This is a genomic window from Ancylobacter sp. G4_0304, from assembly GCF_047501495.1.
GTDB lineage: Bacteria > Pseudomonadota > Alphaproteobacteria > Rhizobiales > Xanthobacteraceae > Ancylobacter.
Map to the genome: position 1 here is coordinate 1 of NZ_JAZDRM010000052.1, position 19,157 is coordinate 19,157.

Sequence of the window (19,157 nt, forward strand, 5' to 3'; positions counted from 1 at the left end):
GCCCGGAAATCCCTCGCCATTCGGTGGGGCGTTCGGCAATGTCGCGCCCGGCACCCCGAAGGCGCCGGCGCCGTAAAGGCGGGAGGCTCAGCCCGGCGGGCGGCGGGCGGCGCGGCCGAGCACGCTGTTGCGCAGATAGGCGCCATAGGCGCTTTTGCCCAGCGCATCGGCCAGCCGCTCAAGCTGGGCGGCGTCGATGAAATCCTTCTCGAAGGCGACCTCTTCCGGGCAGGCGATCTTGAAGCCCTGCCGCTTCTCCAGCACGCGCACGAATTCCGCCGCGTCGAGCAGGCTGTCGGGCGTGCCGGTGTCGAGCCAGGCATAGCCGCGACCCATCAGCTCAACCGAGAGCGTGCCGCGCTCCAGATAGGCGCGGTTGACGTCGGTGATCTCAAGCTCGCCGCGCGCCGACGGCGTGAGGGCGCGCGCGATCTCCACCACGCCGGCATCGTAGAAATAGAGCCCGGTCACCGCCCAGCTGGATTTCGGCCTGGCGGGTTTCTCCTCAATGGAGAGCGCGCGCATCGCGCCGTCGAACTCGACCACGCCGTAACGCTCGGGGTCGTTGACGTGATAGGCGAATACCGTGGCGCCGGACGGCCGCGCCATGGCGCGGGTGAACAGATCGGTGATGCCGTGGCCGTAATAGATGTTGTCGCCGAGAATCAGCGCCGAGGCGCTGTCGCCGACGAAATCCGCGCCGATAATATAGGCCTGCGCCAGCCCGTCCGGGCTCGGCTGCTCGGCATAGTGCAGATCGAGCCCCCAGCGCGCGCCGTCGCCCAGCAGGTCGCGGAAATTCGGCAGGTCGCGCGGGGTGGAGATGATCAATATCTCGCGAATGCCGGCCAGCATCAGCGTGGTCAGCGGGTAATAGATCATCGGCTTGTCGTAGACCGGCATGAGCTGCTTGGAGGTGACCAGCGTCATGGGGTGAAGGCGCGTGCCGGAGCCCCCCGCCAGAATGATACCCTTCACACCGAGCTCCCTGTCCGCGCCGTCCGCTCCAGTCTATGCGGCATCGGGATGCAGGTTGCAATCAAGCCGCGCGCTCGGGGCCGGGCGGGCAAGGCTGCGGCGAGATGACTGCGGCGAGATGACCGCCAATGCCGGGGCCGGCGCCCCGATGGCTTCGAGCCGGATGACGCGCTCAAACCGTTGCATTCACGGGAATTTTTCGCCTCGCGTCCATGTGGGACCGTCGAAGCGGACGAGTGGTCATTTTTTACCCGCGTTCACGCGGTGATGATCGGCTAGGCAATTTCATCGGTCGGCCGGGGCTGGCGCCGGGGCCCGCGCATGCTAGGCTGACGTTGGGGCTGGTGTATCGGTGCTGGTTTTCGGAGGCTCGGCACGCGTGACGACGACACCGGAAGGACAATCGGACGGCGGCGACGCAGGGTTCGACGCGACGGTTCTGCGCATCGAGCGGCGCATGGCGGGCGCGCTGGCGCGCTCCCGCGCCGCGCTGCTGTGGGAGCGCGTCTGGCCGGCCCTCGTGGCGCTCGGTGTCGCGCTCGGGGTGTTCCTCATCGCGTCCTGGCTGGGCCTGTGGCTCGTGCTGCCGCCCTATGGCCGGATGATCGGCGTCGCCCTGTTCGCCATCGCGCTGGCGATCGCGCTGATCCCCGCGCTGCGTCTGCGCCTTCCCTCGGATTCCGACGCGCTGTCGCGGCTCGACCGCGAGAGCGGGCTTGCCCACCGCCCGGCGACCGCGCTGTCCGACCATCTCGCCGGCAAGCCGGACGATCCGGTGGCGAACGCGCTGTGGCGCGCGCACATGGCGCGGGTGGCTGGCCAGATCGGTGCGCTGCGCGTCGGCCTGCCCTCGCCGCGCCTCGCCGCCATCGACACGCACGCGCTGCGCGCGCTGGTGGCGCTCGGCGTGGTCGCGACCTTCTTCATGGCACCGGGCGACCATGTGCGCCGCATCGCCAGCGCCTTCGACTGGCACGCCAGCGTGCCGCCGACGCCCTACCGCATCGATGCCTGGGTGACGCCGCCCGCCTATACCGGCCGCGCGCCGATCATGCTGCCGGGCCTGCGCTCGCAGGAGACTGCGCAGAACGCCGCGGTGGTCGAGGACCAGCAACTCGCCGCGCAGGACGCCGAGGCCCATGAGGCCAGCGCGATGACCGTGCCGGCCGGCAGCGAGCTGGTTGTGCGCGTCACCGGCCTGCCGGGTGCCGGCCTCTCGCTGGAAGGTGGCATCGCCGCAGCGCCGCAGGAAAAGGCCGAGGGCGAGGCTCCGGCAGCGACGCCGCCGGCTCCCCCACGGGCCGATGCCGCGCGCACCAGCGGCGAGCAGCGCTATGTGATCGCGCAGGACGGCGTGGCGCGGATCGAGGGCCCGGACGGGCGCAGCCTCGCCTGGCATTTCAAGGCACAGCCGGACAATCCCCCGACCATCGCGCTGGTCCGCGATCCTCAGGCCTCCGGCCGTACCGCGATGATGCTGGCCTATAAGGTGGAGGACGATTACGGGGTGGTGAGCGCGCAGGTGCGTTTTGCCGCGCTGCCGCCCGCGCCCTCGCTGCACGCGCTGAAGAACGCCAAGCCCCGGCCGGAGCCGCGTCCCCTGGTCGCCGCGCCCGATTTCCCGCTGCCGCTGCCCGGCGGGCGCACCCGTTCCGGCGCCAGCCAGACCACCAAGGACCTCACGGAGAGCCCCTGGGCCGGCGCCCGTGTGGCGATGACGCTGGAAGCGCGCGACGAGGCCGGCAATGTCGGCGTGGCGCCGACCCGCAACATCGTGCTGCCGGCGCGCGTGTTTTCCAACCCGCTGGCGCGCGCGCTGATCGAGCAGCGCCGCGACCTCGCGCTCGACGCCAATGAGCGCGAGCGGGTCGAGGCCGCGCTGCGGGCGCTGGCGATCGCGCCCGAGCGCTTCACGCCCGATGTCTCGCATTATCTCGGCCTGCGCACCGCGACCACGCGGCTCGCCAATGCCCGCAGCGACGACGATCTGCGCGAGGTGGTGAATTATCTGTGGGAGGTCGCCGTCCGCATCGAGGACGGCGAGATGTCCGATGTCGAGAAGCGGCTGCGCGATGCCCAGGAGGCGCTGCAGAGCGCGCTGGAGAACAATGCCAGCGACGAGGAGATCGCCAAGCTGACGCAGGAACTGCGCGAGGCGATGCAGGAATTCATGAAGGCGCTGGCTGAGCAGGCCCAGCGCAATGGCGACATGGCCAGTCAGCCCATGGACCCCAATACCCGCGTGCTGCGTCCGCAGGATCTGCAGCGCATGCTCGACCGCATCGAGGACATGGCCCGCAACGGCGCGCGCGACGGCGCCCGGCAGATGCTGAGCGAATTGCAGAACATGCTGAACGGCCTGCAGGCCGGGCGCCAGCAGCAACAGCAGCGTCGCGGCCAGAGCCAGATGTCGCAGGCGATGGACGAGCTCGGCAACATGATCCGCCAGCAGCAGAAGCTGCGCGACCGCACCTTCAAGGAAGGCCAGCAGGGCCAGCCGGGCGAACAGGGCGAGCAGGGCCAGCCCGGCGATCAGGCGTTCAACGAGCTCAAGCAGAATCAGGAGCAGCTGCGCGAGCAGCTCCGCCAGCTGCGCGAGAAGATGCAGCAGGCCATGCGCAATCGCGGCCAGCAGAGGCAGCAGGGCGAACAGGGCCAAGGTCAGCAAGGCCAGGGCCAGCCGGGCGAGGGGCAGCAGGGCCAAGGTCAGCAAGGCCAGGGCCAGCAGGGACAGGGCCAGCCCGGCGATGGCGGCCTCGGCGAGGCCGAGCAGGCGATGCGCGAGGCCGAGCAGGCGCTGGGCCAGGGCGACGGCACCGGCGCGGTGGACGCGCAGAGCGAGGCGCTGCAGGCGCTGCGCAAGGGCGCCCAGCAGATGGCCGAGGCGATGCAGCAGCAGGGCGGCCCTGAGGGCGGCCCCGGCTCGCCCTCCGGCGAGATGGCCGAGCGCAACGACCCGCTCGGCCGCCCGCTGCGCTCGCGCGACTATGGCGACGACACCACGGTGAAGGTGCCCGATGAGTTCGACATGCAGCGCGCCCGCCGCGTGCTGGAGGAGCTGCGCCGCCGCTTCGGCGAGAATTTCCGCCCGCAGCTTGAACTCGACTATCTGGAGCGCCTGCTGCGCGACTTCTGAGCGCGGTCGCTTGAAAATCGCGAATTCCTAATCAACGTAGATATTTAAGCCGCACGTCGCTAACCTGCCGATCAAGGGCTACAGGCGATGTGCAGGACGTGGGCATGGAATTCGACGAGGGTGCTTTTCTCAAGCGACGCGGCGTGACTCTTTATCTCGATGTCGGTGCCAGCCGGGGTCAGAGCGGCCAGTTCGTGCGTCGGGCCGGATATGCGGGACGCATCTGCTCGTTCGAACCCATACCCGAGAGCTTCGGGAAATTGTCGGCGATCGCCGCGACCGACCCATTGTGGGAGGTCGTGAATTGCGCGATCGGCGAAAGGGAAGGCAAAGCCGACATCGGCATTTCCGCGCATGTGGGAGCGAGTTCCCTGCGCGAGGCGACCGACACGCTGATCGCGATTTACGAGCCGATTCGCTTCATCGCCCATGCGAGCGTCGACATTCATCGGCTTGATGGCTTGTTCGATCGTTTCGCGCGGCCGGATGACGTCGTTCATCTCAAGGTCGACACGCAGGGCTATGAGCGCAACGTGATCGAGGGCGCGGCCGGGGTGCTGGACCGCATCGATTCCATGCGTCTCGAAGTCGCCGTGTCCGAGGTCTATGCGGGCGAGATGGTGTTGCCTGAAGCCATATCCATGATGACCGAGCGCGGCTTTCTCCTGATCGACGCCTGGCCGGCCTGGCGTCACCCCGATACCGACGAGGTGCTGCATTTCGACCTGCTGTTCCGGCGCGGCACGCTGGCGTGACGGGTTTCCCGTGCGGGGCGCGGGCGGAGGCCCGTTGTCGCAGCCCTACCGGAGCCTTGCGCCCGAAGCCGGTGGCCTTTTAAGGTGCATTTGACGAATTTCACATCGCGGGCGACGGTCGCGCCATAGCCGGCCGTGCCGGGAACGCCACAGTCGATGGCGGCGTCGCAGGGGAAGAAAATGAGCGCTGTTGTGCAGGATAACGCTGGTAACGAGGTTTATGAGGAGCGCGAGGCCGTTGCGGTCTTCGATAGCGAGGCCGCGCTGAACAAGGCGGTCGACGCGCTGCAGGCGCTCGGCCTGTCCTATGAGGATATGAGCCTGCTCGCCGATGCCGGCACGCTCTCGGGCAAGTCGGTCAAGGAGCTGGAAGACGCGGACGACGTGCCGCACGCCGCCTATGTCTCGCCCGGAGTCCGTTCGGAAGGGCTGGCGGCGGCGGCCGGCGGGCCGGCGCTGGCGGCCGGTCTCGGCGCGGCGGCGGTGGTTGCCAGCGGCGGCCTGGCGCTGATTCCCACCATCGCCGTGGTCTGCGGCAGCGGCGCGGCGGCCGGCACGGTCGGCCTGCTGCTCGGCCGCGCCTTCGGCAGGTTCCACGCCGAGCGCGTGCGGCTCGACATCGCCAATGGCGGCATCCTGCTGTGGGTGCATGCCCCCGAGGGCGCCAATGACGCCAAGATCATCGAGGCGCTGACCGCCAGCGGCGCGCGCGACGTGCATTTCCATTCGGTGAAGCGCAGCTGGGGCGTCGCCGCGGTTCCCGGCCACAATATCCAGCCGGACCCGCTGCTCAAGGTCTGAGCCGCGACACCAACGGGCATCGCACCTCGCACCCCATCCCGGATTTGCGCCGGGGTGGGGTGTTTTGTTTGGTGCCGCGCGTCAGACGCGGAACACGCGCAGGGCCACCAGCCCGGCGATCGCGACCACCAGCGCCGCGCCCAGCGCGATCGCCAGCGCCGACTGGTCGAGCCAGGCGATGGTCGGCACCGCGAGCGCCATCACCACGCCATTGGCGCACATGCGCCACGAGGCGGTGTGGACCCCCGAGACGAAGGTGCCGAGCGCCACCAGGATCAGCACGATCAGGCTGGTGATGTCGGCATTGGCGATGGCCTGCACGCTGGGCAGGAAGACGAGGCTCATCGCCGCCAGGAATGCCGCCCAGTGCAGGATCTGGGTCCAGACCAGGCGCCAGCCCCGGCCGCTCTCGCGGGCGCGCCGCCAGCCAATGGCGATGCCGATGGCGCAGATGATGATCGCCAGCGCCGCCCAGTAGAAGGCGATCGGCTGGCGGGTGAGGCTGACATAGCCGACGCCGGCGACAGTCAGCGCCAGGATCGCCAGATGCGGCAGTTCCGCGAGCCAGAAGCCGCGCTGGTTCCCGCTCCGGGGAAGCCGGGCCGATTCGAGTTCGTCCGGGTCGAACATGGGGAAATCCTCATCGATGACGGCGATTCACGGTCCTCGCCTGGAGCCGGCTCGGCTCCCGCGGCAATTAACGGGAGCCTTTCCCGTCGTGAAAGCCGTCTATTTTCGCGGAAGATGCTCCTAGCACAAACCGGCCCGCAGCGGGTCCGCCCCGGGCTATCTGACGCGGCCGGGGTCACCGGGACGATCATTTCGCCGCCGTATCGGTCGCGGGTTGATGAAATACGTCTGCCTTGCGGTATAAGATGCCGGATATGTCCGTGATCCCCGCCCCGTGCCCCAGCCGTGCCCGACCCGTTGGCGCCATCCCGTCCGGATGCGGCGGAAAATTGTGCCGAATCGTCCGCCTCGCGCCGGCGCCCGCCTGGATGCTCTGGCCGGTCTGGTCGTCTTCGCCGGCCTCGGCGCAAATGGCGGGCGCGCCGGCGATTCCCGCCTTCGGCGCCTATTTCCCCGCCTGGCTGCTGTGCGCCGCGCTCGGAATCATCGGGGCGGTGATCGCGCGGGCGATCTTCATCCGTCTCGGGCTCGACGACGTGCTGCCCTGGCCGCTCGCCGTGTATACCGCGATCGCGGTCGCGCTCGCGATCCTCTCCTCCTCCCTTCTCTTCGGGCTCTAGAAACGTGGCGGAAACCTCCGGCAAAGGCCCCACCCGTGCGCTCGGCCTCCTCGTCAGCGTCGCCATCATCGCCGCCGCCAGCTATCTGGTGTGGAGCAATCTGCGCCATGCCGAGCTCAACCCGCTCTCCGAGGACGCGGTGCTCACTGCCGACGTGGTGCATGTCGCACCGTCCGTGCCCGGTCGCATCCAGAGCTTCGGCGTGGCGGAAAACGGCAAGGTGGCGCAGGGCGAGCTGCTGTTCGCTCTGGATCCGGCGACCTACAAGCTCGCCGTGGATCAGGCCGCCGCCGACCTGCGCGCGGTGGAAGCGACGCTGGAGACGCAGCGCCGCACCATCAAGGCCGAGCAGTCCAACGCCGTGATCGCGCAGGAGCAGGTGACGCGGGCGCAGGCCAATCTGGCGCTGGCCGAGCAGACGCTGGCGCGGCTGGTCGCGCTGCGCCCCAAGGGCTACGTCTCGGCCCAGCAGGTGGACGACGCGGCCACCGCCAAACGCGACGCCGAGGTCAGCCTGCGGCAGGCGCTGCAGCAAGCCGCGGCGGCTGATGCGCTGGTGACCAGCGCCGCCGCCGCCGAGGCGCTGGTGGAGGCCCGCCGCGCCGCGCTCGCCATCGCCGAAAAGGCACTGGCGGATACCCAGGTGCGCGCGCCCAATGACGGGCGCGTCGTCGGGCTGTCGGTGTCGCCGGGCGAGTTCGTCGTCACCGGCCAGACCGTGTTCACCCTGATCAACACCGAGGCGTGGTTCGCCTCGGCGGGTTTCCGCGAGACCGACCTCGCCAATATCAAGGTCGGCGACTGCGCCACGGTCTATGCGCTGGCCGACCGTTCGGTCGCGATCACCGGCAAGGTCGAGGGCATCGGCTGGGGCGTCGCCTCGGAGGAGGCGATCAACATTCCCCGCAGCCTGCCCTATGTGCCGAAGACGCTGGACTGGGTGCGCGTCGCCCAGCGCTTCCCGGTGCGGGTGCGTCTTCTCGATCCTCCCGAAGGACTGATGCGCGTGGGCGCCTCCGCCATCGTGCAGATCGACCATGGCAAGAGCTGTTAGCTGGACGTTGTCCGGCCTCGCCGCGCAGGTGAGGCACGATCTCCTGCCCTTCGAGGGGCGGGCTGGCATGACCTGGCGGATCGCGCTGCTGTGCGCGCTCGTCGCCATGGTGGCGATGCTCTACAAGGTGCCGGAGCCGGCGCTGAGCTGCTACCTCATCATCTTCCTGATGACGCCCAATGCCGCCGAATGCGTCGGCAAGGGCCTCGCGCTGATCGTCCTGGTGTCGCTCATCGTGCTGCTGATGGTGCCGATCGTGAACGTGACGATCGAATCGCAGGTGCTGCGCATGCTCGCGATCATCGGCCTGTCCTTCGTGCCGGTGTTCTTCGGCGCGGCGAGCAAGCTCGGCGAGATCGGCTCGATCATCGCGCTGGTGCTGGCCTTTGTGCTGACGCTGGTCGATCTGGTGCCGGTGGGCGAGGTGGCGACGCGCGGCCTGCTCTATGCGTGGCAGCTCGTCGCCATGCCGATGGCGCTGATGGTGGGGTTCTGCCTCGTGCTCGGCTGGTCGCCGCAGCGGCTGATCCGCCGCCGGCTGGCGGCGCGGCTGAACGCGGTGGCGGATTTTCTTGAGCGGCCGGACCCGCTCGGCCGGGGGCGGCTCGACGAACTCCTGCGCGAGGGCAACGACGCCTCGCTCCAGCTCGCGCAGATGTCCGGCCAGATGGGGCTGACCCGGCGCGAGGCGACCCGTGTTCTCGCCGCGCGGGTCGAGAGCAGCTACCGCCTGCTGCTCGCGGCCGCAACGCTGCCGGAGAACGGCGAGGGCTGGTCCGGCTCGCCGCAGGTGGGTGCTCTCGCCGCGGCCTGCCGCGCCGGCGCCACGGCCGTGAGGGCCGGCACCGAACCGCCGAACGCCCCCGCCATAGCCGGGCTCGATGGAGAGCCGGGCCGCGCGTTGGATGTGATGGCCGAGGCGCTTGCCGACATCGCCGCGCCGCCGGCCGATGCCGGGGCGGCCCCGCTCGCCGAGCCGTTCCTCAAGCCGGATGCCTTCACCAATCCGGAATATCAGCGCTATGCGCTGAAGGTCACGGCGGCGGCGGTGGTGGCCTACATCCTGTATTCCGGCGCCAACTGGCAGGGCATCCACACCGCGATGATCACCTGCTATGTCGCCGCGCTCGGCACCACCGGCGAGACCGTGCACAAGCTGCTGCTGCGCATTTCCGGCGCGCTGGTGGGCGCGGCGATGGGCATCGCGTCGATCATCTACATCGTGCCGCACCTGACCGCGATCGACGGGCTGATGGCGCTGGTGTTCCTCGGCGTGCTGCCGGCGGCCTGGGTGTCGTCCGGGCCGGAGCGCATCTCCTATGCCGGGGTGCAGATCGGCCTCGCCTTCCTGCTCACCGTGCTCAACGGCTTCCAGCCGTCCACCGATCTCGACGTCGCCAGCGACCGCGTGATCGGGATTCTGGTCGGCAATCTCGTGGTCTATGTCATCTTTACCGGCATCTGGCCGAAAAGCGCGGTCGAGGAGGTGAAGGTTCGCCTCGCGCGCGCGCTGTCGCGGCTCTCAGGGCTCGCGGCGCTGGCGCCGGAGCAGCGTCGCCGCGCGGTGAATGTCGCCGCGCAGGCACAGGTCGAGATCGAGGCCGCCGAGGCCGGGCTGGAGGTTCTGGCCTTCGAGCCCGCCCGGCTCCAGCCTCCGCTCGTCGAGGTCCACCGCCTCACCGAGGCCGCGCGGCAGGCGCGCGAGCTGGCGCCCGCCTTGTTTCTCGCGCCGGAGCGGCGCGACGACATCGCCGCCGCCCTGGCCGCCGCCGGGGTGGCGCTGGGGCAACAGGGTGGGGCTGCCGTGACCGGGAAGGACGCGGCGGCTTTGCCTCCGGGCGTCATCCCCCCTAATGAACAGGGGGGCGGCGACGCGCTCGGGACGCGGGCCTCGCGGATCGGGTCATTGCTGGCGGGCTGAGGGTTGGACGCAGGCGAACATGCACCACGGCGGGGACGGGCCGGCGCGCTAGAGCACAGGCGCGGCTTTGGGCGCGGGCTTGCGCTCGCCCTCGTGCTGCTGGGTCTCGTGCCGCTGAGCCTTGCCGCCTGCGCGCCCAACGCGCTTGACCGGGCGCCGGGCTCGGCCTCCGAGCCATGGGCGCCGGGCGAGGAGGGCGCGAGCGCCCTGCTGCCGGGGCCGCGCCGTTCGGTCGATCTCGACGCAGACGGGGTGCGCCGGTTCGCCGTGCCGGCCGATCCCGCGGTCTCGGTGCTGCCGGCCCAGCCGGAGCTGGCGCCGGGGCGGGTCTACACGCTGCCCGAGCTGATCGACGTCGCGCAGGCCCACAACCCGCTCACCCGCGTCTCGTGGGAACAGGCGCGGCAGGCGGCGCTGGCGGTCGGCGTAACCGAGGCGACCTTCCTGCCGGTCATCTCCGCCAGCGTGATCGGCGGGCGGCAGACCGTGACCAGCCCGCTGCCGGCCCCGCTCGGCAACCAGCGCTATTTCGACACCACGGCGGAAGGCGTGGTGCCGCTGGTGGCGCTGCAATGGCTGGTGTTCGATTTCGGCCAGCGCAGCGCGGTGCTCGATGCCGCCAAGCAGGCCTCCTACGGTGCCAACATCGCCTTCAACGGCATGCACCAGAAGCTGATCTACGATGTCACCCGCACCTATTACCAATATGGCGCGGCGCGGGTGAACGAGAGGATCGCCCGGCAGGCGCTGGTCAACAGCCGCGCCATCGCGGCGGCGGTGGAGGCGCGCGAGAGCAAGGGCCTCGGCACCACGGTCGAGACCGCGCAGGCCCGCCAGGAGGTCGCCCAGGCGGAATTGCGCGTGGTGCAGTCGAAGGGGCTGGCGCGCGACGCCTATCAGGCGCTGATCAGCGCCATGGGCATCTCGCCGCTCACCGTGATCCAGGTCGCCGATTCCGGCGATCGCCGCCTGCCGGGTGCGATGGAACTGCCAACCGAGCCGCTGATCAAGTTCGCGCTGGCACAGCGCCCGGACGTGCTGGCGAGCTATGCCGCGCTGCGCGCCACTCATGCCGGCATCAAGGCGGCGGAGGCCGAGTTCATGCCCAAGGTGTTCCTCGCCGGGGTGGCGGCGGCGCAGAACAGCAATCTGAGCGTCGGCGGCCTGCCGACCATCGGCCAGCAGGGGTCTACCACCGGGGTGATGGTCGGGGCGACGGTGCCGCTCTACGATGCCGGGCTGCGCGCGGCCCAGCTCAAGAAGGCGGAATCCGACGCCAGAATCGCCGAATCGACCTTCGCCCAGACCCAGGACCTCGCGGTGCGCGAGATCGTGGTGGCGGCGGACACGCTGCGCTCGGCGCTGGAATCCTACCGCGCCGCCACCAAGCTCGCACAGGCCGCGGCCATCACCTATGACGCCGCGCTCGACGCCTATAGCAACGGGCTCGGCACGGTGACCGCCGCGACGATGGCCAATAGCGGGCTGCTCGATGCCCGGCAGGCCCGCGCTGACGCTCATGCCGCCTCGCTGGTGGCGGCGGCGAGCCTCGCCTTCGTGCTGGGCTCGATGACCTCCAGCGAGGTGCCCGCGAAGCTCGAAGGGCAGTAATTCCGCAGGCTCTACACAGCCGCGTGAGGTTACCAATCTGTAATTCCGGCGCCAGACTGCGTTAAGGCAGGGCTTCCTAGTGTCGCGTTCGAACATGGCCGATGTGGCCAGCCGAACCGACCGAGGATCTTCCCATGCCGCGCGCCCCGCTTTCTTCCCATCGCAAGCCCTCCCTTCTCCGGGAGAGCCGGAACGGTCTTCTTGCGGGTGTGTTCACGCTTGCTCTGGCGGGCGGAGCGGTGGGGGCGTTCGTGCTGCCGCAGACGGTGACGCCGGCGCTTGCGCAGATCACCACCAGCCAACCGGCGGGGACGTTCTCGTTTGCCGACATCGTGGAGAAGGTGTCTCCGGCGGTGGTGAGCGTGAAGGTGAAGAAGAACACCTCGGACGAGGTGGCGATGAATGACGACGAGGGCGAGGGCGGGATGCAGGGCGTTCCCCCGCAGATCGAGCGCTTCATGCGCCGCTTCGGTTTCGGGGAGAATGGCGGCCCCGGCGCCCGTCCCGACATGGGCCCGCGCCGCGGCGGCCCCGGGCATGGCCCCGGCCGTGACCGCGTGGTCGGTCAGGGCTCAGGCTTCTTCATCTCGGCCGACGGCTATGTGGTGACCAACAACCATGTGGTGGACGGCGCGTCCGAGGTCGACGTGACCCTGACCGACGGCAAGAGCTACACCGCCAAGGTGATCGGTACCGATCCGCGCACCGATGTCGCGCTGCTGAAGGTGGACGGCAAGGACAATTTCCCGTGGGTGAAGCTGGCGGCGAATGCGCCGCGGGTCGGCGACTGGGTGGTCGCGGTCGGCAACCCGTTCGGCCTCGGCGGCACGGTGACGGCGGGCATCGTCTCGGCGCGCGGCCGCGACATCGGCTCGGGCCCGTATGACGATTTCATCCAGATCGACGCGCCGATCAACCGCGGCAATTCCGGCGGGCCGACCTTCGGGCTGGACGGCGAGGTGATCGGGGTGAACACCGCGATCGTGTCGCCCTCGGGCGGCAATGTCGGCATCGCGTTTGCGATCCCCTCGGAGACGGTGTCCGAGGTGGTCGAGGCGCTGAAGTCGGGCGGCACGGTGGCGCGCGGCTATGTCGGCGTGCAGATCCAGCCGGTGAGCGACGAGGTCGCCGAGGCTCTGGAGCTGAAGGACGCGCAGGGCGCGCTGATCGCGCAGGTGCAGCCGGGCACGCCGGGCGAGAAGGCCGGGCTGAAGGCGGGCGACGTGGTGACCGCGATCGACGGCAAGGCGGTGAAGGACTCACGCGAGATGTCGCGGGAGATCGCGCGCAAGAAGCCGGACACGGTGGTGAAGCTGAGCGTGCTGCGTGACGGCAAGTCGATCACGGTTCCGGTGACGCTGGAGCAGCTTCCGACTGATGTCGCCTCGGCCGGTCCGTCGAAGGACGCGGGCAAGGACGAGGAGACCGGGCGCGCGGTGCCGCGTCTGGGCCTGTCGCTGGCGCCGGCCAAGGGCGTTGCCGGTGCGGGCGATCAGGGCGTGGTGGTGACCGAGGTCGACCCGAACGGGCCGGCGGCGGAGCGCGGCATCGCCTCGGGCGACGTGATCCTCGACGTGGCGGGCACCCCGGTGTCGAGCCCGGCCGAGGTGCGCGACACCCTGGCCAAGGCGGCCAAGGACAACCGCAAGGCCGTGCTGATGCGCGTCAAGTCCGACAAGGGCACCCGCTTCGTCGCCATCTCCCTCAACGACAACAAGGGCTGAGCGAACAACGTCGCCTCACCTCATCGGGTCGGGGCGCATCCGCAAGCAGGTGCGCCCTCGTCTCATCGGCCAGGCTGCGGCCCGTTCCGTCGCCCCCTTGGGGCCGCAGTTCAACCGATCGCGGGAAGTCCTCTCAAAAGGGGGCTTCCCGTTGTCGTTTACGCCTGAGGCGCACATTGCTCCCGAATGGGAAATGGCGCCGGCTGGCACCGTCGCCTAGTCAGAGGTTTGAACGAAGGTTGTACGCCGCCCGCCGGTCCGGGGCGGCCTGCTATTGGGGCTGGTCCGCTGCCCTTCCGTCGCCCCCCGGGCACGGGCCGCCAATCCCGGGAAGCTCGCAAGAGCTTCCCGTCGGCCCCGCCTTGAGGCTGGTTCGCGCTCAGCTGCCGCGATAGGTCGAATAGCTCCACGGCGTTACCACCAGCGGCACATGGTAATGCCCCTCGGGCTCGCTGATACCGAAGCGGATCGGCACCGCATCGAGGAACGCCGGCTGCGGCAGGGCGACGCCGCGCGCGGAAAAATGCGCGCCGACATGGAATACCAGCTCATAATTGCCCATCCGCAGCGGCACGCCGACGACCAGCGGCACGTCGGTGCGGCCATCGGCATTGGTGACCGCCTGCTTCAGCAGCGCCCGCGCCGAGCGCCCGACCTCGTAAAGCTCGATCCGCACCCCTTCCGCCGGCCCGCCCTTATGGGTGTCGAGCACATGGGTCGACAGCCGGCCGGCAACGTTCGGGACGCCCGGCCCTTCCACGCGCTCCACCAGCCGCAGCCGGGTGATGAAGCCGATCTCGTCGATCGCAGTCGCAAGCTCCGCCTCGACGTCGTTCGCCAGCCGGCGCTCGAAGGCGTCCAGCACCGCGTCACGGGTCAGCCGGCGCACGCACGCCACGAAGGGGAAGCCGAATCGCGCGCGATAGGCGGCGTTCAGTATCTCGAAGCGCTCGAACTCGGCATCCGAGAGCCGGTCAAGGCCGAGCCCCGCCTGTTCCGACACCGAGGCCGGGGCGATGGTGCCGGCCCGCGCCGCCTTGCCGCCGAGATCGGGGTGCGCGCCGACAAAGGCGATGCGCGCCTCGATCGGGCGCGACCGCACCACCGCCATCAGCGCCTCATGCAGGGCGGCGACGGTGGCGAAGGGGCGGGCCTCGAAGGCGCCCTCCGCCACCCAGGGCGTGTGCTCGAAAATCCCGTCCAGCGCGGCGCGGAAGCCGGCCGCGTCCATGGCGTTCAATTGGTCGAGTGTGAAGCGCTGGGACACGGCGGTGTTCCTATCTCTGGGCGGGCAGCAGGCGGTACAGCAGGTCGGCGGTGAAGGGCGTTTGCGTCAGGCGCACACCCGTGGCGTCGCAGATCGCATTGGCCAGTGCCGCCGCAACCGGATTATACGGGCTCTCGCTCATCGACTTGGCGCCGAGCGGGCCCACGCTGTCATGGGTGTCCGCGAACAGCACCTGCGTCTCCGGCAGATCGGCGAAGGCGGGAATGTGATAGCCGCGAAAGCTGGGATTGGCGATGGCCCCGGCGTCGTCGACGATCATCCGCTCATAGAGCGCCGCGCCGATGGCCTGGGCGACGCCGCCCTGCACCTGCCCGCGACACTGCATCGGGTTGATCACCGTGCCGGCATCGGCGGCATGGACGGAGCGCAGGATGCGGATCTCGCCCGAGCGGCGATGCACCGCCACCTCGAAGCCCTGCACGTTGAAGGCGATGGAGCGCGGCGAGCCGGTGGCGTGGCCGACCGCCTCCAGCCCTTCCTCGGCGAGGACGGTCAGCGCGAGGCGCCGTTCGCCCGCCACCACCGCATCGCCCTCCAGCCGGCAGGCCTCCGGCGCGACGCCGAGCCGGGACGCGGCGCTATCGCGGATCATCTTCGCCAGCGCCTGTGCGGCGCGCTGCGTCGCCTGCCCTGCGACCACGGTGCCGGTCGAGCCATAGGCGCCGGTATCGTGCCCGACATGCTCGGTATCGGACTGGCTGAGGGCGATGTTCGCGGCGCGGGTGCCGAGCACGGTGGCGGCGACCTGCCGGTGCACGGTGCTGGTGCCGTTGCCGAATTCCGCCGTGCCGACGCTGAGCAGGTAGCGGCCGTCGGTCAGCAGCCGCAACCGGCTTTCCGCCGCATGGCCGCGCGGGGGAATCGTGTCGATCATTGCCGCCGCCATGCCGCGCCCGACCAGCCAGTCGAGGCCGGGATCGTCCAGGACGGCGTCGGCGAACGCGTTCTCCACCAGGTCGAGGCACTGGTCGAGGCCATAGCTGCCATATTCGACATCGTGCGCGTGCGGGTCGTAGGAGACGAGCGGGTCGCCGGGCACCACCACATTGCGCCGGCGCAGGGCGAACGGGTCGATCCCCAGCGCCCGCGCCAGCTCGTCCATGGCGGATTCCACCGCGAAATTGGTCTGGCTCAGCCCATAGCCGCGAAAGGCGCCGGAGGGCAGCGTATTGGTGTAGACCGCATAGCCGTCCACCTTCTTGTTGGGACAGCGATAAAGCGCGATGCACTCGTTCGCGCCGTGGAACAGCACGCCGCCGCCGTGATTGCCATAGGCGCCGGTATTGGAGACGAGCTCCATCTCGATGGCGGTGAGCGTGCCGTCCGCCATCGCGCCGAGCTTCACGCGCACGGTCATCGGGTGGCGCGAGGTCGAAGCGATGAACTGCTCAGGACGCGTGAACTCCAGCTTCACCGGCCGCCCGGTCTTCAGCACCGCGAGCGCCACGATGTCCTCGGTGATCATCTCCTGCTTGCCGCCGAAGCCGCCGCCGACACGCTCGGCGAACACCCTGACCTCGTCGCGCGGCAGGCCATAGAGCCGGCACAGCGCGTCGCGGGTCAGGAAGGGGGTCTGGGTCGAGGAGCGGATGACGAGGCGTCCCGCCGCGTCGCGCCAGCCGATGGCGCCGTGGGTTTCCAGATGCGCGTGCTGGACCCGCTGGCTGGTGTAGCTTCGCTCAAGGATGAGGTCGGCCGCATCGAAGCCCTGATCCACATCGCCGATATGCCCGTGCAGCTCGGCGACGAGGTTGCGCGAGGGATCGGCGATGCGCGCGCTCGCCGGCTTGTCGTGCAGCACCGGCGCGCCGGGGGCGATGGCGGCTTGCGGGTCGAACACGGCGGGCAGCAGCTGGTAATCGACCTCGATTGCCTCGCACCCGGCCTCCGCCGCCGCCTCGCTCTCTGCAACCACCGCAGCGACGCGCTGGCCGATGAAGCGCACCACCTCGTCGAGCACGCGGGTGTCGTCCACGTCGTCGGTGTGGTGATGGTGGCGCGCGGTGGAGAACAGGTCGGCAGGGGCGTCCTCATGGGTCAGCACCGCGACCACGCCGGGAACCGCAAGGGCGCGGGCGGTATCGATGCGCCGGATGCGGGCATGGGCGTGGGGCGAGCGCAGGATTTTCAAATGCAGCAGGCCGGCGAGTTCACCCACGGGCGCGGCATCCATGGTGTAGCGCGCCTGCCCGGTGACGATGGCCGGGCCGGCGGGGGCCGGCAGGCTGCGCCCGCTTGAGGCGCCGTCGGCGTCGGTCTCCAGATGGCAGCGGCCGGCTATGGCGTCCGCGATGGCGCCATAGCCGGTGCAGCGGCACAGATTGCCCTTGAGCGCGCGCGGCAGATCGGTCTTCTGCGCCTGGTCGAGCGCGCTTGCGGTCATCACCATGCCGGCGGTGCAGAAGCCGCACTGGAAGCCCTGCGCATCGAGAAAGGCCTGCTGCATCGGGTGCAGCCCCTCGCCTGGAACGGTGTCGGCGAGGCCCTCGATGGTGGTGACGGCCCGCCCCTCGGCGCGGAAGGCGGGGACGAGGCAGCTGTGCACCGGCTTGCCGTCGAGATGCACGGTGCACGCGCCGCAATCCCCGGCGTCGCAGCCCTTCTTCACGCCGAACCAGCCGAGGTCGCGCAAAAGGGTGCGCAGGCACTGGCCGGGGCGGGGCTCGGCCTGCTGCGCGCGGCCATTGACGGTGAGGGAGATCAGGCTCACGGGGCGTCCTCCGCCAGTTCCGCCCTGATTTCCTCCGCGAACAGCAGGCTCATGTGCCGCCGCCAGTCCGGCAGCCCGTGAACGTCGTCATAATAGAGCGACAGCGGAATCGAGGTGACGGCGTGCTGCAGGGCGTCGCGCGTCGGCACTTCGTCGAAGCGCAGCGGCACCGGGCGCCGTGTCGCGGCGGTGATGGTGAGCCCGAAGTCGTCGTCGGGTGCGCGCGTCCCGATCAGCAGCACACCGGAACGCCCGAGCGGGGTGAGCGAGGCGCGACGGAAGGCGAAACGCCGGGTCAACGCCTCGACGGGAATCTCGATGGCGCGCAGAACCTCGCCCGGCGCCAGCGCCGGATCTTGCGGTCCGCGCGCGAACTCCGCCGCCGGCATCCGGCGCTCGCCGCCCTCGACCGTCCAGATCACGCAGATGCCGTCCAGCGCCGCGCACAGCGAGATCATCGGCCCGGCGGGCAGGGAGAGGCAGAGATTGCCGCCCACGGTCGCGGTGTTCCACACCTTGAACGAGGCGAGGAAGGCGCGGCAGCATTTGCCGATCAGCGGCGCCGCGCGCCAGGAGGGCGGCGCCTCGAAGGCGTAGAGCTCCGCCACCGTGCAGGTCGCGGCGATGGTGAGCCCGTGGGGGCCCGCCTCCAGCGCCGGCCAGCGCAGCGCGCCGAGGTCGATCAGCCGGCGCAGGTCGCGCTGCGGTTCGGAGAACAGCCAGGTGCCGCCGCCGAGGAAGGCATCGCCGGCGCGCGGCAGGCCGATCTCCTGGCGCCCGCGCGGGCGCAGCAGCTCGGCAACCGTGTTGAGGTCCATGCCCCGTGCTCCCGGGCGCGCGCCTTCAGTCCCGGCCGACCGTGCACTCGATCTGGCCGTGCGGCTCGTCGGTGGGGGTGAACACCTGCTTGTCGAAACCGCGGCCGAAGGGCGAGAGGTCGATCGGCAGGTAATGCTTGTTGGGGCAGGCCATGGAGATTTCCGAGATCTCCGGCACCGCCGCCAGCACCGCCTCGCCCATGAGATACAGGGTGTTCTGCACGCCCGGGCTGTAGGTGGTGGCGAAGACGTTGAGCGCGGCCTCGATCACCTTCGCATTGGCGGCTTCATAGGAGGCCGGCGCGGAGGCCCACAGCCAGGAGGCCTCCATCGCGGTCGCGAACAGGCGATCATTGGTCGGCTTCAGCGTGGTGTTCTCATCGAACCAGTAGTCTTCCCAGCCGGATTCCGTGGTCTTGAGGAAGGTGAAGCCGGAAATGCCGGAGGTGACGGTGCTGCCTTCGCGCGTCGCCGAGAGCTTCACGAAGGGCTTGCCGTTGCCGTCGAGCACGAAGCTGTGGTCATGGGGCGCGCCGTTGATCGGAATGCGCGCCCACCGGGTCTCGTAGGCGGTGATGTCCACCTTCTCGACATGCTCGTAGCGGTCGAGAAAAGTGCGGGCGAGCGCGCTGGCATAGGCCTCGTTCTCCAGGCCCACATTGTCGCGCGCCACGATGTTCACGATGTTCTTCACCGTGTCGGTGGCGATCACCGAGCGGTTGTCGCCTTGGGTGTAGGACGGGCCGAAGGCGCCGGAGAGCATGGCCTGCACGCTGAGTTCGCGCACCTCATGGCGGGCTTCGTCGCGCTTCACGCGCATGATGCGCACCCGGCCCTTGCCGTACGTGTTGCGAATGAGCGGCATGCTGGACTCTCCCCTTTAGCCTCGGCGACCTCACAATTCATGCGAATCCGATGCCAAGGCGCGCGGCGTCGGTATCGGCATATGGTCGCGTCCGTCGCTGAGTGTAGCGGCCCGCGCGCGAGGCCGGAAAGCGTGAAATGTCGCAAACGGGTGGCGCAGGCGGATGCCCTGTCGCATGAAGGGGCGCCGCATTTTTCCGAACATCCGTGCAGGAGACCGTCATGAGCGATGCCGCCCCGTCCCGCC

14 protein-coding genes are annotated in these 19,157 nt (G+C 69.8%); 8 read left to right on the forward strand and 6 right to left on the reverse strand.

Annotated features, from left to right (window positions below; genetic code table 11):
• Positions 1 to 87: 87 nt before the first annotated feature.
• The gene (gene rfbA / locus VRZ77_RS20345; protein WP_414594400.1) at positions 88 to 978 is read right to left on the reverse strand and encodes a glucose-1-phosphate thymidylyltransferase RfbA; all 891 of its coding nucleotides are present in this window, start codon (positions 976 to 978) and stop codon (positions 88 to 90) included.
• 379 nt (positions 979 to 1,357) lie between these two features.
• Between rfbA and VRZ77_RS20350 the strand changes: the two genes are divergently transcribed.
• The 3 genes from VRZ77_RS20350 (at position 1,358) to VRZ77_RS20360 (ending at position 5,670) form a co-directional block, all read left to right on the forward strand.
• Positions 1,358 to 4,114, forward strand: coding sequence for a TIGR02302 family protein (locus tag VRZ77_RS20350; protein ID WP_414594401.1), 2,757 nt, complete (start codon positions 1,358 to 1,360; stop codon positions 4,112 to 4,114).
• Between the two features lie 104 nt (positions 4,115 to 4,218).
• On the forward strand, positions 4,219 to 4,869 hold the full coding sequence (locus VRZ77_RS20355; protein ID WP_414594402.1) for an FkbM family methyltransferase: 651 nt from the start codon (positions 4,219 to 4,221) through the stop codon (positions 4,867 to 4,869).
• Between the two features lie 180 nt (positions 4,870 to 5,049).
• Entirely contained in the window at positions 5,050 to 5,670 is a 621-nt protein-coding gene (locus tag VRZ77_RS20360) for a hypothetical protein (protein WP_414594403.1), read from the forward strand.
• 81 nt (positions 5,671 to 5,751) lie between these two features.
• Here VRZ77_RS20360 and VRZ77_RS20365 read toward each other — a convergent pair whose 3' ends face one another.
• Positions 5,752 to 6,300: a hypothetical protein gene (locus tag VRZ77_RS20365; RefSeq protein ID WP_414594404.1), complete on the reverse strand. Its 549-nt coding sequence runs from the start codon at positions 6,298 to 6,300 to the stop codon at positions 5,752 to 5,754.
• A 368-nt stretch (positions 6,301 to 6,668) separates the two neighbouring features.
• Here VRZ77_RS20365 and VRZ77_RS20370 point away from each other — a divergent pair, with 368 nt between their 5' ends.
• The 5 genes from VRZ77_RS20370 (at position 6,669) to VRZ77_RS20390 (ending at position 13,230) form a co-directional block, all read left to right on the forward strand.
• Complete coding sequence (locus VRZ77_RS20370) at positions 6,669 to 6,920, forward strand: YtcA family lipoprotein (RefSeq protein ID WP_414594405.1); 252 nt, start codon at positions 6,669 to 6,671, stop codon at positions 6,918 to 6,920.
• A gap of 4 nt (positions 6,921 to 6,924) precedes the next feature.
• Entirely contained in the window at positions 6,925 to 7,974 is a 1,050-nt protein-coding gene (gene mdtN / locus VRZ77_RS20375; RefSeq protein ID WP_414594406.1) for a multidrug transporter subunit MdtN, read from the forward strand.
• Entirely contained in the window at positions 7,958 to 9,895 is a 1,938-nt protein-coding gene (locus tag VRZ77_RS20380) for an FUSC family protein (RefSeq protein WP_414594407.1), read from the forward strand. Before mdtN ends, VRZ77_RS20380 begins: the two co-directional genes overlap by 17 nt.
• 93 nt (positions 9,896 to 9,988) lie before the next feature.
• On the forward strand, positions 9,989 to 11,506 hold the full coding sequence (locus VRZ77_RS20385; RefSeq protein ID WP_414594408.1) for a TolC family protein: 1,518 nt from the start codon (positions 9,989 to 9,991) through the stop codon (positions 11,504 to 11,506).
• 134 nt (positions 11,507 to 11,640) lie between these two features.
• Complete coding sequence (locus VRZ77_RS20390; protein WP_414594409.1) at positions 11,641 to 13,230, forward strand: Do family serine endopeptidase; 1,590 nt, start codon at positions 11,641 to 11,643, stop codon at positions 13,228 to 13,230.
• 379 nt (positions 13,231 to 13,609) lie between these two features.
• On the opposite strand, the gene uraD is transcribed toward VRZ77_RS20390, so the two are convergent.
• Genes uraD through pucL form a run of 4 tightly spaced genes read right to left on the reverse strand, consistent with a single transcriptional unit; the run spans position 13,610 to position 18,911 of the window.
• Positions 13,610 to 14,461, reverse strand: a complete 852-nt coding sequence (uraD, locus tag VRZ77_RS20395; protein WP_414594412.1) for a 2-oxo-4-hydroxy-4-carboxy-5-ureidoimidazoline decarboxylase — start codon at positions 14,459 to 14,461, stop codon at positions 13,610 to 13,612.
• A 46-nt stretch (positions 14,462 to 14,507) separates the two neighbouring features.
• The gene (locus tag VRZ77_RS20400) at positions 14,508 to 17,219 is read right to left on the reverse strand and encodes a molybdopterin-dependent oxidoreductase (RefSeq protein ID WP_414594413.1); all 2,712 of its coding nucleotides are present in this window, start codon (positions 17,217 to 17,219) and stop codon (positions 14,508 to 14,510) included.
• 5 nt (positions 17,220 to 17,224) lie between these two features.
• Complete coding sequence (locus VRZ77_RS20405) at positions 17,225 to 18,046, reverse strand: FAD binding domain-containing protein (RefSeq protein WP_414594410.1); 822 nt, start codon at positions 18,044 to 18,046, stop codon at positions 17,225 to 17,227.
• Positions 18,047 to 18,071: 25 nt separating this feature from the next.
• Positions 18,072 to 18,911 (reverse strand): factor-independent urate hydroxylase, encoded by an 840-nt coding sequence (gene pucL, locus VRZ77_RS20410; RefSeq protein WP_414594411.1) that lies wholly within the window; start codon positions 18,909 to 18,911, stop codon positions 18,072 to 18,074.
• Between the last annotated feature and the right edge of the window lie 246 nt (positions 18,912 to 19,157).